This window comes from Streptomyces sp. NPDC048560 (assembly GCF_040650955.1).
In the GTDB taxonomy this organism is placed as follows: Bacteria; Actinomycetota; Actinomycetes; order Streptomycetales; family Streptomycetaceae; genus Streptomyces.
In genome coordinates, this window is record NZ_JBEZIJ010000003.1 from 375,942 (window position 1) to 389,319 (window position 13,378).

The following is a 13,378-nucleotide window of genomic DNA, read 5'->3' on the forward strand; positions in this document are numbered from 1 at the left end:
TTTCAGGGGCACAGGAGGGAGCGGAGGCCGTCTTCGCGCGGCATCGGGACGGAGGGGGCCTAAGCGCCGGCTACTGCCCTGTTACCGAGGGGTGCCTGGGCCGGCCGTCGCCCTGGGCCGGCCGTTTCTCGTCCCGCAGCCGGCCACTCTCGGGCGCGTCGATGTGTCCCGTTCGCTCGACCTCCGGCGACGGGGCTGAAGCGGGCGGACGCAGGACTCGACGGTGACGAGTCGCACCGGACACCACGAAGTGGTGGACGGGACTGCTGCCCGTCCACCACCTCTGATCCGTCCGACGTCACGGTCGCATCGGGGGCGAATCCACCCCGCTACCGGCTTCTGTGGGCGTCGGGCAGCTTTCCACTTCGGACTTGTCGCCGCCCCAGAGGGTGTGGAAGACACCGTCGCGGTCGACGCGGTGGTACGTGTGTGCGCCGAAGTAGTCGCGCTGGCCCTGGGTGAGGGCGGCGGGGAGGCGTTCGGCGCGCAGGGAGTCGTAGTAGGCGAGGGTGGCGGCGAAGGCGGGGGTGGGGACGCCCTGGGTGACGGCGCCGGCGATCACGGTGCGCCAGTCGTCCTGCGCGGCGGCGATCTCTTCGGCGAAGCCCTTGTCGGCCAGGAGGCTCGGCATCTGAGGCTGGGCCTCGTAGGCGCCGGTGATCCTGTCGAGGAACGCGGCCCGGATGATGCATCCGCCGCGCCAGATCGCGGCGACCCTGCCGAGGTCGATGTCCCAGTCGTACTGCTCGCTGCCGGCCGCGATCTCGTGGAAGCCCTGGGTGTAGGCGACGATCTTCGAGGCGTACAGGGCCTGCTCGACCTGGTCGGCGAACGCCGCGGCCTCGTCCTCGCCGAGCTTGCGGGCGGTCGGTCCCGCGAGGTGGCGTGAGGCATCACGGAGGGCGGCGTGGCCGGAGACGGAGCGGGCGAACACGGCCTCGGCGATTCCGGAGACGGGAACTCCCAGGTCGAGGGCGATCTGCACGGTCCAGCGGCCGGTGCCCTTCTGCTCCGCCTGGTCGAGCACGACGTCCACGAAGGGCTTGCCGGTCGCCGCATCGACGTGCGAGAGCACTTCCGCGGTGATCTCGATGAGGTAGGAGTCGAGGCGCCCGGTGTTCCAGGTGCGGAAGATGTCCGCGATCTGCGTGGGGGAGTATCCGGCCACGTCGCGGAGCAGCTGGTACGCCTCGCCGATGAGCTGCATGTCCGCGTACTCGATGCCGTTGTGCGTCATCTTCACGAAGTGTCCGGCGCCGTCGGGGCCGATGTGCGTGACGCACGGGGCGCCGTCCTTGGCCTTCGCGGAGATCTTTTCCAGCATCGGCCCGAGTGAGTCGTAGGACTCCTTGCTGCCGCCCGGCATGATGCTCGGTCCGTTGAGCGCGCCTTCCTCGCCGCCGGAGACGCCGGCGCCGACGAAGTGGATATCCCGCTCGCGCAGCTCGCGCTCCCGGCGGCGCGTGTCCGCGAAGTGCGCGTTGCCGCCGTCGATGATCACATCGCCGGGTTCCAGGAGAGGCGCGAACTCCGCGATCACCGCGTCCGTGGCCTCTCCGGCCTTCACCATGACGACCAGGCGTCGTGGCCTCTCCAGGGCCGCCACGAATTCCTCGGCACTCCCGGCCGCGATGAAATCACCTTCGTCGCCGAACTGTTCGACGAGCTCGTGGGTGCGAGCGGCCGTGCGGTTGTGCACCGCGACGGTGTATCCGTTGCGTGCGAAGTTCCTGGCGAGGTTGCGGCCCATGACCGCGAGCCCTGTGACGCCGATCTGCGCGGTGCCGGTCATATGTGGGGTGCTCCTGAGCTGTAGGGGACTGTGCGGTGGGTCGCGGGATGGATACGTGTGGCGGGACCGACGGGTTCAGCGCCTCGACACTTCTCCCGCGGGCGGGGACTCGTCGTCGAGAGGTGTCCCCTCGAGCGGCTCCTCCTCGTCGCTGACGACATGCATCGCGGCTTCCTCGGCCGACGCGGCCGCGCCGTCGATTCCCACGTCCTGGGCGGTCAGGGTGTACGGCGTGCTGCCGTCGGCCTGCTGGGTGAGCCGGCCGGCCCGGATGACGCCGACCTCGGCGTCCCAGAGCTCTCCGTCACCCTCCGCGAGATCGCCGGGGCCCTCGTCCGCCACGGCGATGTCGGGCACCTCCCGGGTGAGCCGCCGGTCCAGGGACTCCCCGTCATGCTGTTCCGCCGCGGTGGTGCCCTCGTCGTCCACGGCCCACGGGCGCTCCGGCGGGGAGTACCCCGCGTCGAGCAGGTCGGTGACGCCGGAGTTGTCCAGGGTGTCCTCGACGTTCAGGAGCTCGTTGGGGTCGGAGGCCTCAGGTTCCTGGGGCTGGTAGACATCGTCCCCCCGTTCGGTGTCAGTCATGTCGTGTCCTTTCGCTCCGGGTCGGCGACGTCCCCTGTATGCAATTCCACTCCGGTCTGCGAGGAGTCGCCAACGGAAGCGCCCGGCGCCGCCGCTTTCGGGGGTGCGAGGACGGCGACCGCGGGCGGAACCGGAAGGGCCCGACCGGACGTACAATCGGCCCATGGGTCGTACACGTGCCACGAGGGAGAGCCTGCCGCAGGCCGCCTCCGTGCTGCTCCCGGCCCCGGCCCGTCCGGTGTCCACCGAACCGGTGCCCGCCATCGGCGCCGGTACACCCGGGACCGGCCGTACCGCTCTGCACGGTCACGGCTAGCGATCTTCTTCATCGGTCACGGTCAGTGACCGCCAGCGGTTCTGGCAGGGGCTCCGCCCCTGACCGCTGCCTTTTCCCGAACACGGCGGGTCTCCTGTCCCGCTGAACTTCCGCGTCCCGTTCGTCCGGACGTGCGATCCACCACGGCTCCACATCACCACGCGGCCCCCGGCACTCGCCCGGTGCTGCTGTCCGGCGACGGCCGCACCACCGGTCCGAGCCACCTAGAAGGGATCACTGTGAAGCTGAGCGAGCTGCTGGACGGACAGGAACACCAGATTCTCCAGGGCGACCCCGAGCGGACGCCGATCACGGCGGGTACCACGTTCGACGCCGAACTGGCCTTGCCCGGCTCGCTGTTCGTCGCCGTACCCGGTTATCAGGGCGGGGGCCCCGAAGCCGTCGCGCCGGCGGTCGCCCGAGGTGCGGCGGCCGTACTCGTAGGCCCCGGCGTACCGGAGCACCCGGCTCCCGCCGCGGACGTGTGCGTGGTGAGGGTGCCCGACATCCGGGCCGCGGCGGCCGTCGTCGCCTCACGCTACTTCGGTGAGCCCGGCCGCCAGATGGACATGATCGCCATCACCGGAACCAACGGCAAGACGTCGGTCTCGTACATGGTCGAGTCCGTGCTGCGCATCGCCGAAGGGGCGAAGGCCGGGGTCATCGGCACGGCGGGCAGCCGGATCGGTGACGAGCTGATCCCGATGCCCCAGTCGGCCCTGAGCACACCGGAGACCCCGGACCTCCAGTACCTGCTGGGCGCCATGCGCGACCGCGGGGTCGGTACGGTGGTGCTGGAGGCCACCTCGATGGGTCTGCTGACGCACCGGGTGGACCGCACGTTCGTCGATGTCGGGGTCTTCACGAACCTGACCCAGGACCACCTGGACGACCACGGGACGATGGAGAACTACCGGGACGCCAAGCTGCGGCTGTTCCAGGGACTGTGCCGCCACGCCGTGATCAACGTCGACGACCCGGTCGGCGCCGCGATCCGGGACGCGGCGTCCGGCCCCGTGACCACGTACGCCCTCGACGCCGAAGCGGACTTCCGCGCCACCGACCTGACGGTCGACGCCTCCGGTACGCGCTTCACCCTCCACCACGACGGCCGCAAGTATCCGGCCGCAATTCCCTCGCCCGGCCGCTTCTCGGTGTCCAACGCGCTCGCCACCGTGGCCGCCTGCCACGTCCTCGGCCACGACCTGGCCGGACTGGTCGCCGCGCTCGAAAAGATGCCGCAGATCCCGGGCCGTTTCGAGCGGGTCACCACCCCCTCCGGTACCTCGGTGATCGTGGACTACGCCCACTCGCCGGACTCCCTGAGCAAGGTCCTGACGACCATCCGCGGATTCGCCGGTGCACGGGTCATCACCGTCTTCGGCTGCGGAGGCGACCGGGACACCACCAAGCGGGCCGAGATGGGAACGATCGCCGGGACCGGCTCCGACCTCTGTGTCCTCACCTCGGACAACCCCCGGCACGAGGACCCCGAGGGGATCCTCGACCAGATCGCCCCTGCGCTCACGGCGACCGGGACACCGTTCCGGCGCTTCGTGGACCGGCGTGAGGCGATCGCGTTCGCCCTCTCCGCCGCGGAGCCGGACGACATCGTCCTGATCGCGGGCAAGGGAAGCGAGCCGCACCAGATCGTCGGCGACGCGCTGCTGCCCTTCAGCGACATGGCGACCGTGCGCGCACTGACCGACGTCTGAGAGCGCGTCTGATGCCTCTGAGGGCTGTCCCACTCACATCCCGGACGCGTCAATCGCGACGATCAAGGTGTTGGCCGTCGTGGCCGGCCCCCTGACATGCTGAAACCGCGCCCGGGGAGGCGCGCGGCGGCGAGCGGGGGAGTGGCGATGACGGTGTACACGACGGGGTCCGGGCCGGTACGGGGCAGGCGCGCCACCGCTGAAAGCGGCATCGTCGCCGTGCTCGGCATCCCCTACGCCGCACCGCCGTTCGGCGCCGGCCGCTTCCGGGCGCCGCGCCCCGCGGCAGCCTGGGGCGGCGTACGGGACTGCACGGCTTTCGGCCCCGTCGCGCCGCAGTCGGCAGAGCTCCCCGGCGCGCCCACCTGGTCGCCCGGCGACGAGGACATCCTCACCCTCAACATCTGGACCCCCGAAGGCGCGCGCGACGCTCTCCCGGTCATCGTCTGGATACATGGCGGCTCCTACGTCTTCGGCTCCTCCGCCCAGCCGGACTTCGACGGTGCCGCCCTCGCCGGGCAGGGCCTGGTCGTCGTCACCCTCAACTACCGCCTGGGCTTCGAGGGGTTCGGCCACGTCCCCGCCGCCGATGGCGAGGACATCTGCCCGGACAACCGGGGGCTGCTCGACCAGATCGCGGCACTGGAGTGGGTACGCGACAACATCGCCGCGTTCGGCGGAGACCCCGGCCGGGTCACGGTGGCCGGTCAGTCCTCGGGCGCGACAGCGGTCGCCTGTCTGATGGTGACGGAGCGGGCGCGCGGGCTCTTCCACCGGGCCGTCGCCCACAGCGCCGTCAACGCCTGCGCTTCGTCGGCGGCTGCCGCCCGGACCACTGCCGAGGTCGCCGCCGAGGCAGGCGTATCCCCCTCCCGCGCGGGGCTCCTCTCCGCGTCCCCGGAGGAACTCGTCGCCGCATCCGACCGGGTCGTCGACGCCTACCGGCGCGATCCCCGGTCCGGGCAGCGCCACTACGACCCCGCGGTCTACGGGCCGGTGGTGGACGGTGACACCCTGCGTACGGACCCTCTCACCGCGATTGCCGAGGGGGCCGGCCGCGAGGTGGACCTGATGGTCTGTCATGCCACGGAGGAGTACTGGCTGCTCGACGCCGTGGGCGGCAGCGCCAAGATCACCACAGACGAACAACTCAGTTCCTTCGCGGCCGACTTCGGACTGTCGGCCGAGTTCGTCGACGGCTACCGCGCGCTCATGCCGGGCGCCCCGGTCCTCGACGTCTTCCTCGCGGTGTACGGAGATCTGCTGTTCGCCGAGTACAGCAGCAGGCTCGCCGGGTCCCACGGCCGCGCGGGCGGTACGGCCTACCTGGCCCGCTTCGACCGCCGCAGTGGCGGCCAGGGTCAGCCGGTCCGCGCCTGGCACTGCGCGGACGTCCCCTTCGCCTTCGGAACCCTCGACGAGGAAAGCGTCCACTTCCTGATCGGCGGCCCTCCCGGACCGGCTGATCGCGTCCTGTCCGCGCGGATGACACGGGCCTGGACCGACTTCGCCGCCACCGGAGATCCCGGCTGGCCGCCGCTCGGCACCTCCGCCGGCGCGGTGATGGTCTGGGGCGCCGAGGAAGGTGCCGAAGCACCCGCCGAAGCGTTCCGTGAGCTGTGGCGCACGGCGGGGTATCCGCTGCTGGAGCCGTGAGCACCCTCGCGAGCGGTCACCCGCCGTATGTGTGATCACGAGCCGGGCGTGCGGCGCACAGGCCGCCGCGCGCCCCTGGCTCCCTTGTCATCACCCGCCCGCTGCGCCTAAGTTGACCGATTGCGACATGTCCTACTGCAGTGGGGGAGCCACGTCATGGCCGCGAACGGACGACACCGCAGATATCAGCCAAGCCGGATCAACCGTGCCTCGTTAACGGTGACGGCCGGCGGCGCGGGGATCGCGCTCCCGCTGATCACCGCCGCGTCGGCGGGTGCCGCGCCGACCGATGTGTGGGAGAAGGTCGCCGCCTGCGAGTCGACCGGCAACTGGCACATCAACACGGGCAACGGCTATTACGGCGGCCTGCAGTTCACCGGTTCCACCTGGGCCGCGTACGGCGGCACGGCCTACGCGCCGCGCGCCGACCTCGCGACCAAGGACCAGCAGATCGCGATCGCCGAGAAGGTGCTGGACGGGCAGGGGCCGGGTGCCTGGCCGACCTGTTCCGTACGCGCGGGGCTGACCCGCGGGGGCGACGCCCCGGACATCTCCCCGCAGTCGCAGGGCACCAAGCCGGTCGAGGCGCAGAGGAAGACCACCCCCCGCGCCCAGCCCAAGGCCGCCCCCGCGTCACCGACGACGGTGCCCGGGCAGCGGGAGTCCTACACGGTCGCCGGCGGTGACTCGCTGTCCGGCATCGCCACCGCCCAGCAGGTCCGGGGTGGCTGGCAGCGCCTCTACGCGGCGAACCGGCAGGTCGTCGGCGACGACCCCGACCTCATCCTCCCCGGGCAGCGGCTCAGCCTGGACGTGGCCGCAGCGCCGGGCACCGCCCCGAAGAGATCGGCGGCGCAGCCGAAGCCGGAAGCGAAGCCGCAGCCGAAGCGGGCAGCCGAACCGGAACCGAAGCGGAAGGCCGCACCCGCGCAGAAGTCCACACCGAAGCCTGCGGCGAAGCCCGCGCCGAAGAAGAGCGAGCGTTCGGACCGGTCGACGGAGCGCGCCGAGAAGGCGACCGGCCTCACGGCCCCGGTAGCGGCACGCACCGGCACGCCGTACCGCCAGTCCGGCTCATGGGCCAGCGGCTACCACACCGGGGTCGACTTCCCCGTTCCCACCGGTACGTCGGTGAAGGCGGTGTCCGCGGGGAAGGTCGTCTCGGCCGGCTGGGCGGGGGCGTACGGCTACGAGGTCGTCATCCGGCACAACGACGGCCGGTACAGCCAGTACGCACATCTCTCGGCACTGCACGTGCGTGCCGGACAGCAGGTGAGCACCGGCCAGCGGGTCGCCCGATCGGGTTCCACGGGCAACAGCACCGGCCCGCACCTGCACTTCGAGATCCGTACGGGCGCGGGCTACGGCTCCGACGTCGACCCGCTGGCCTACCTCAGGGCCGGGGGCGTCAAGATCTGAACAGAGCCGGTCCGACGGGTACCGGCCTCCGACGGAGCGGTGCCGAACTGCACGCTGCCCCCACCGCGCCCCTGCGCCACGGTCAGGGTCGGCGGCAGTGAGCCAGGCGCCGGAAAGGAAGCCGTGACGGCCACCCCAGACGTACGGTCGGAAGCGGCGGCGGCGAGTGCGCCGACGGGGGACGAGGGCCCGCGCGGGCTCACAGGGCCGGGCAGGCGGCCGGTGCGGCTCCGGGGCGCGGCCTCGCCCGCGTCGTCCGGCACCGCGCCCCGTGCAGCTTCCGGTGCAGTGACACCTTCCGCCTCCCGTGCCGTATCCGTGCGCTCCGCGCCGAGGCGCTCCGTCGTCAGCAGGATCAGGCCGCCGGCCGTCACCGCACCGCAGACCAGCGCGAGCAGGGTGCCCGTCACGCCGTAGCGGAACTGCTCGCCGAACAGCGTGATTCCCACCGCCGCCGCGACCACCGGGTTCACCACCGTCACGATCGCCAGCGGAGCGGTCAGACCGGCGCCCCGGTACGCGGACTGCGACAGGAGGAGCCCCGCGGTCGCGAGCCCGGCGATCACCAGCAGGGTCGGCAGCCCCGAAACCACCGAACCCGAAGTCCACTCCACGGCGACCGTCTTGGTGAACACCGAAGCCATACCGAAGGCGACCCCCGCGCCGGTGGCCAGCAGGACACTGCGCACCATCGGCCCACGCAGCCCCTTGGCGACGAGGAAGAGCGCCGCCACCCCGCCGAACGTCGCCGCGGCCAGCACCATCTGCTCGGGCCCGCCCAGCGCGCGCGAATCGGCGCTTCCCGCCAGGGCCAGCAGGCCGGCGAGGCCGACCGTGGCCATGACGGCCCCGCGCCAGGCCGTCGACCCGGCCCTGCGGCGCACGAACAGAGCGGCCATGGGCAGGGCGAACACGATCGTGAGGGCACCGAGGGGCTGGACGAGGCTGAGGGGGCCGTAGGCGAGGGCCACGACGTGCAGCACCGCGCCCACACCGTTCAGCGCGACGGCGGCCCACCACGCGGCATTGCCCAGGAGGGCTGCGTACGAGCGGCCGTCCCGGCCCGCGGCGACGCGCTCCTGGACGATCGCCCCGGCCGCGTAGGCGACCGCGGAGATCAGTGACAGCAGCACAGACAGCGCGAGGGAACTCATGTAGACCACGATGTCCTGTCGGGGCCGCCGAGTCGTCGTCCCAGAGGCGGCGATTCGACGTACTGCTCTAGTAGTACGGACGTGTGTCCAGGGTCCTCCTCCCGACGGTAGTCCTCCTTGCTCAGGACCTCAGAAGTTGGGCCCGGACGGGTACGGTGAGCCCCGGATCCGGCACAGGGCGTGGCCGGACGGACGGGGGAGCGCACGATGGACCGGATCGACGAGACCGTCCCCGGTGGCTTCTTCACCCTGCGTTCCGCGCCCCTGCCCGGAGGTGCGCACCGACCGCTGGCCGACCTCTACGCGGGGGACCTCGCCCCGCTGACCGCTCGTGTCGACACGGTCGCCGCCCGGCTGCGCACCCCTGAGCGCAGGGTCGCCGCGTCCATCGCGCACCTGGGTCTTGCCGCCCGGCTCTGGTCCGTCGCGCTCGGCCCGGCCGCTCTGTCCGGCCGGTTGCCGGACCTCTCGCCCGGCCGGCTCCTCTGGGATCCCGCGCACAGCGCGCCCGACGACCTCCGGCTGCCGGACACGCCGACGACATGGAGCACCGGAACACCGGAGGCCACCGCCGAACGGATCCGGGAAGTCGTCCAGTTCGGACACCTCGTGCCGCTCGCCGACGCGCTGCGCGCCGAGGTGGCGATCTCCCCGCGGCTGCTCTGGGGCAACGCGGGCTCCGCGCTGGCCGGCGCCGTACGGGAGCTCGTCGGGTGGGCGCGCGTCCACGGGCGCCCCGATGCGGCGAGCCGGGCGCGCTCCCTGGCAGCCGAACTCTTCGGCCACCCTGACCTGTGCTCCACGGGCGCCCCGCACGGCCCGGCGTTCCGGCGGCGCAGCTGCTGTCTGTACTACCGGTGTCCGGGCGGCGGCCTCTGCGGCGACTGCGTCCTCGAACACCTGCCGGAAGGATCCGGCAGGCGATGAATCAGGTGCTGAGCTGGAACTCGGCGCGGATGCGCTTGCCGACGGGGACGCGCTCGGCGGTGAGCCGGTCGCACAGGGCGACGACGATCTCCATGCCGTGACCGCCGAGGCGGGCGGGGTCCGGCGCGTAGAGGACGGGGAGCGCCGTGCTGCTGTCGTACACGGTGACGCTGATGCTCTCCGCGGTGCCTTCCAGCTCCAGGAGGTACGGACCGTGGCTGTAGCGTTCCGCGTTGGTGATCAGCTCGCTGACCGCCAGCATCAGATCGCTGCGGGTGTGCTCGCGCAGGACCGCGAGCCACTCCGCCACGAGCCGGGTCAGGAAACGGTCTGCCAGTGCGCGAGCCTGGGCTATGCAGCCCGGCTCGCCCGCGAACACCTCGGCCGCGTGCAGTACCTCCGTGCACCGGAACCCCTGACCGGGGTCGTCCGGCCGTGAGGTTGCCTGTTCATTCATAGCTCCAGCCAAGGCGCCGCAGGGAGGTCGGAGACCTTTTCTCGCCGTTCGTCTACCCGCGTCGAGAGATCCCACTCCGGGGGATGTTCCCCAGATCCTAGACGCTTCTCACTCCGTCCGGGAGGCTGTTCAGGCCTCCACGCACATTCCGGTCCGAAGCCGCTGCACGATCCGGTTCAGCAGGCGCGAGACGTGCATCTGCGAAACCCCGAGACGGGCACCGATCTGGGACTGGGTCATCTCCTGGCCGAAGCGCATTTCCACGATCTTGCGCTCCCGGTCGTCGAGCTTCTCCAGCAGCGGTGCCAGCGTGTGGAGGTTCTCCACGGTCTCCATGCCGGGGTCCGCCTCGCCCAGCAGATCGGCGTACGCGCGCTGGTCCTGACCGGACTCGCTCTCCGCCGAGGGGGTGTCGAGGGAACCGGCGGAGTAGCCGTTGGCCGCCACGAGTCCTTCGATGATCTCCTCCTCGGGGAGATCCAGATGCGCGGCGAGCTCGGCGACCGTGGGGTCGCGGTCCAGCTCCGCCGAGAGGTGCTCCTTGGCCTTCGCCAGGTCGACGCGAAGCTCCTGCAGGCGGCGCGGCACATGGACGGCCCACGTCGTGTCACGGAAGAACCGCTTGATCTCGCCCACGATGTACGGCACGGCGAACGTCGCGAACTCGACCTCCCGGGAGAGGTCGAACCGGTCGATCGCCTTGATCAGGCCGATCGTGCCCACCTGGATGATGTCCTCGGCGTCGTCACCGCCGCGATTGCGGAAACGGGACGCGGCATAGCGCACCAGGGAGAGATTCATCTCGATGAGGGTGTTGCGCGCGTACTGGTGGCCGCGCGTCCCCTCCTCGAGCGTCTGCAGCTCGTCGAAGAACATCCGGGACAGCGCCCGGGCATCCTGCGGCGCCACCTTCCCGGCGTCCTCGATCCAGGGAAGTCCGGCCGTCCCGTCGGCCGTTGAGGCATATGTCCGCGTACCTACCTGGTGAGGCGTCGGCGTGACCGTGCCGACCGCTCCGGTGGTTCGCACTGACATCGCCTTCATGGTGTCGCCTCCTGAGTTGCCGATTACGTGGAAGCTCGTATGCCCGGCCTCGATGAAGTCATGCCTACTGATTTCGGCGGCGTCCCATTGAGGGCGAAACGGACCCGCGCCGGACCATGGCAAACTTGATCGGGGCGTTCGGCCCGTAGTAACGCGGCCTGGCGCAGCCTGTGGCCGGCATCTTCGAGTAACAGAGGAACGGCCATGACGGTGACAGTAGACAGCCCGGAGCTCGATTCCGGAGCCGGTGAGTTCGGTCCCGGAATCGACCCGGAGCGGCTCGCCGTCTGCCTGAGCGTGCTCGACGAGCTCGACACCATCGACGTCGACCACCCGGACGCGATCGCCGTGCGCCGGGCCACCGCGGGTGTCTACCGCACCGTGAAGCAGCGCCGCCGCCAGGAGCGCCGTGCCGCGAAGACCGCCAACGACAAGGCGGTCACGGAGGCCACCGCGACCGGCTCGGCCGTGCGCATCGACGACGAGACCGAGGGCATCCTGCCCTCGTCGGTCACCGAGGCGGGCAGGATCGCAGGGATACTCGAGCGCCCCCGGTCCTGCTACATCTGCAAGACGCGGTACGTCGAGGTCGACTACTTCTACCACCAGCTCTGCCAGAGGTGCGCCGCCGAGAACCGCGCCAAGCGCGACGCCCGCGCGGACCTCACGGGCAAGCGCGCCCTGCTCACCGGCGGCCGGGCCAAGATCGGCATGTACATCGCGCTGCGGCTGCTGCGCGACGGTGCGCACACGACCATCACCACCCGCTTCCCCAAGGACGCCGTCCGCCGCTTCAAGGCCATGGAGGACTCGGCGGACTGGCTGCACCGCCTGGAGGTCGTCGGCATGGACCTGCGCGACCCCGCGCAGGCTGTCGCCGTGGCGGACCAGGTGGCCGAGCAGGGTCCGCTGGACATCCTCATCAACAACGCGACGCAGACCGTGCGCCGCCTGCCCTCCGCCTACGCCGCGCTGGTCGAGGGCGAGAGCGCGCCGCTCCCCGCGGGCGAGCTGCCCGCCCACCATGTGATCGGCGCCTTCGGATCGGGCGCGGTGGACGGTCTCGCCACGCTGCCCGCCGGAATCTCCGGCATCGACGCGCAGCAGGTCGCCGATCTCGCGCTGGTCGCGGGCAACGCCAGCGTCGCCCGGCACCGGGACGGCAGCGCCATCGACGCGGGCGGCCTGGTCCCCGACGTCGTCGACACCAACACCTGGGTGCAGACCATCGAGCAGATCTCCCCGGTGGAGCTGCTCGAAACCCAGCTGTGCAACTACACGGCCCCGTTCATCCTGATCAGCAAGCTCCGGCCGGCGATGGCCGACGCGGCCAAGAAGTCGGCGAGCGGTCGCGCGTACGTCGTCAACGTCTCCGCGATGGAGGGCGTTTTCGGCCGCGGTTACAAGGGTGCCGGGCACCCGAACACGAACGCCGCCAAGGCGGCGATGAACATGGTGACGCGGACCAGCGCCCAGGAGATGTTCCAGACCGACGGCATTCTGATGACCTCGGTCGACACCGGCTGGATCACCGACGAGCGGCCGCACTTCGACAAGCTGCGGCTCGCCGAGGAGGGCTTCCACGCCCCGCTCGACCTGGTCGACGGCGCAGCAAGGGTCTACGACCCGATCGTGCGCGGCGAGGACGGCGAGGACCTGTTCGGCTGCTTCCTCAAGGACTACGCCCCCGCGAACTGGTAATCCCCGGCACACAGCGACTACGAAAGACGGCGGCCCGCGCATCCACGGGTCGCCGTTTTTCGTGCCCCTCCATGCCCGCTACACCCGCGGACCCCATCCGTTTCGCCCCGGTTGGGTGACATCGCTGGCTGAAAGTGACCCAGGCCATACGTTCTGTCGAGCGCAGGGGCGCTCATTTGGTTAGGCTGTGGGGAACGGACGCCACCGAGGGATCCACAAAGATCCCTCGGCCGTCCTGGGACAGGTCTGCAACCGGGCCGCCGTCCCGCCCCCTACGGGCGCCACCGCGACCGAGCTGTTCCTGCCCCTGCGCCCCTGGCGGTCGACGCACGGTTTCGGCCGTTGCCTCGCCATTGCCCGGGGTTACGCGACACAAAGGAGTGCGCGGTGACACCAGAACTGACGAAGTACGAGAAGCGACCGGACGAACGGTACGGAGAGCGGGCCCGCAAGCCCGAAGCGCTCCGGAACCTGGAAGTCTGGGCCAGGTCCGCACCGATCCGGCTGGCCGGCTACGAGGACGACCTCGCCGAGCCGCACATCCTGCCCGGGATCGACTGACCTCTCGCACGGTTCTCGCTCCGCGGGTCCCGCCCCTCCGCACAGGCGGAA

At 71.1% G+C, this 13,378-nt stretch carries 12 protein-coding genes; 7 read left to right on the plus strand and 5 right to left on the minus strand.

The genetic code is table 11. The annotated features are described in order from the left end of the window. Positions 1-298 precede the first annotated feature (298 nt). Positions 299-1,792: an NADP-dependent phosphogluconate dehydrogenase gene (gene gndA, locus AB0C82_RS11600; protein WP_362839202.1), complete on the minus strand. Its 1,494-nt coding sequence runs from the start codon at positions 1,790-1,792 to the stop codon at positions 299-301. 75 nt (positions 1,793-1,867) lie between these two features. After that, complete coding sequence (locus tag AB0C82_RS11605; protein ID WP_362839205.1) at positions 1,868-2,377, minus strand: DUF5709 domain-containing protein; 510 nt, start codon at positions 2,375-2,377, stop codon at positions 1,868-1,870. Between the two features lie 163 nt (positions 2,378-2,540). Here AB0C82_RS11605 and AB0C82_RS11610 point away from each other — a divergent pair, with 163 nt between their 5' ends. From AB0C82_RS11610 to AB0C82_RS11625, 4 genes are all read left to right on the plus strand, one after another. Continuing rightward, positions 2,541-2,693, plus strand: coding sequence for a hypothetical protein (locus AB0C82_RS11610; RefSeq protein ID WP_362839208.1), 153 nt, complete (start codon positions 2,541-2,543; stop codon positions 2,691-2,693). 239 nt (positions 2,694-2,932) lie between these two features. Beyond that, positions 2,933-4,408, plus strand: a complete 1,476-nt coding sequence (locus AB0C82_RS11615; protein WP_362839211.1) for a UDP-N-acetylmuramoyl-L-alanyl-D-glutamate--2,6-diaminopimelate ligase — start codon at positions 2,933-2,935, stop codon at positions 4,406-4,408. Between the two features lie 147 nt (positions 4,409-4,555). Continuing rightward, positions 4,556-6,064, plus strand: a complete 1,509-nt coding sequence (locus tag AB0C82_RS11620; RefSeq protein ID WP_362839214.1) for a carboxylesterase family protein — start codon at positions 4,556-4,558, stop codon at positions 6,062-6,064. Between the two features lie 156 nt (positions 6,065-6,220). Then, on the plus strand, positions 6,221-7,483 hold the full coding sequence (locus AB0C82_RS11625; protein ID WP_362839217.1) for a transglycosylase family protein: 1,263 nt from the start codon (positions 6,221-6,223) through the stop codon (positions 7,481-7,483). Here the strand turns inward: AB0C82_RS11625 and AB0C82_RS11630 are convergent. After that, positions 7,453-8,646, minus strand: a complete 1,194-nt coding sequence (locus AB0C82_RS11630; RefSeq protein WP_362839220.1) for a DMT family transporter — start codon at positions 8,644-8,646, stop codon at positions 7,453-7,455. The genes AB0C82_RS11625 and AB0C82_RS11630 overlap by 31 nt on opposite strands. A gap of 198 nt (positions 8,647-8,844) precedes the next feature. Between AB0C82_RS11630 and AB0C82_RS11635 the strand changes: the two genes are divergently transcribed. Next, entirely contained in the window at positions 8,845-9,564 is a 720-nt protein-coding gene (locus tag AB0C82_RS11635) for a (2Fe-2S)-binding protein (RefSeq protein WP_362839223.1), read from the plus strand. Between the two features lies 1 nt (position 9,565). On the opposite strand, the gene AB0C82_RS11640 is transcribed toward AB0C82_RS11635, so the two are convergent. Next, positions 9,566-10,021: an ATP-binding protein gene (locus AB0C82_RS11640; protein ID WP_362839225.1), complete on the minus strand. Its 456-nt coding sequence runs from the start codon at positions 10,019-10,021 to the stop codon at positions 9,566-9,568. A 129-nt stretch (positions 10,022-10,150) separates the two neighbouring features. Continuing rightward, positions 10,151-11,065 (minus strand): RNA polymerase sigma factor SigF, encoded by a 915-nt coding sequence (locus AB0C82_RS11645; protein ID WP_362839228.1) that lies wholly within the window; start codon positions 11,063-11,065, stop codon positions 10,151-10,153. Positions 11,066-11,269: 204 nt separating this feature from the next. On the opposite strand from AB0C82_RS11645, the gene AB0C82_RS11650 reads away from it, so the two are divergent. Both AB0C82_RS11650 and AB0C82_RS11655 read left to right on the plus strand, forming a co-directional pair. Beyond that, the gene (locus tag AB0C82_RS11650) at positions 11,270-12,766 is read left to right on the plus strand and encodes an SDR family NAD(P)-dependent oxidoreductase (RefSeq protein WP_362839231.1); all 1,497 of its coding nucleotides are present in this window, start codon (positions 11,270-11,272) and stop codon (positions 12,764-12,766) included. A 387-nt stretch (positions 12,767-13,153) separates the two neighbouring features. Beyond that, positions 13,154-13,327, plus strand: a complete 174-nt coding sequence (locus AB0C82_RS11655) for a hypothetical protein (protein WP_362839233.1) — start codon at positions 13,154-13,156, stop codon at positions 13,325-13,327. The last annotated feature ends 51 nt before the right edge of the window (positions 13,328-13,378 follow it).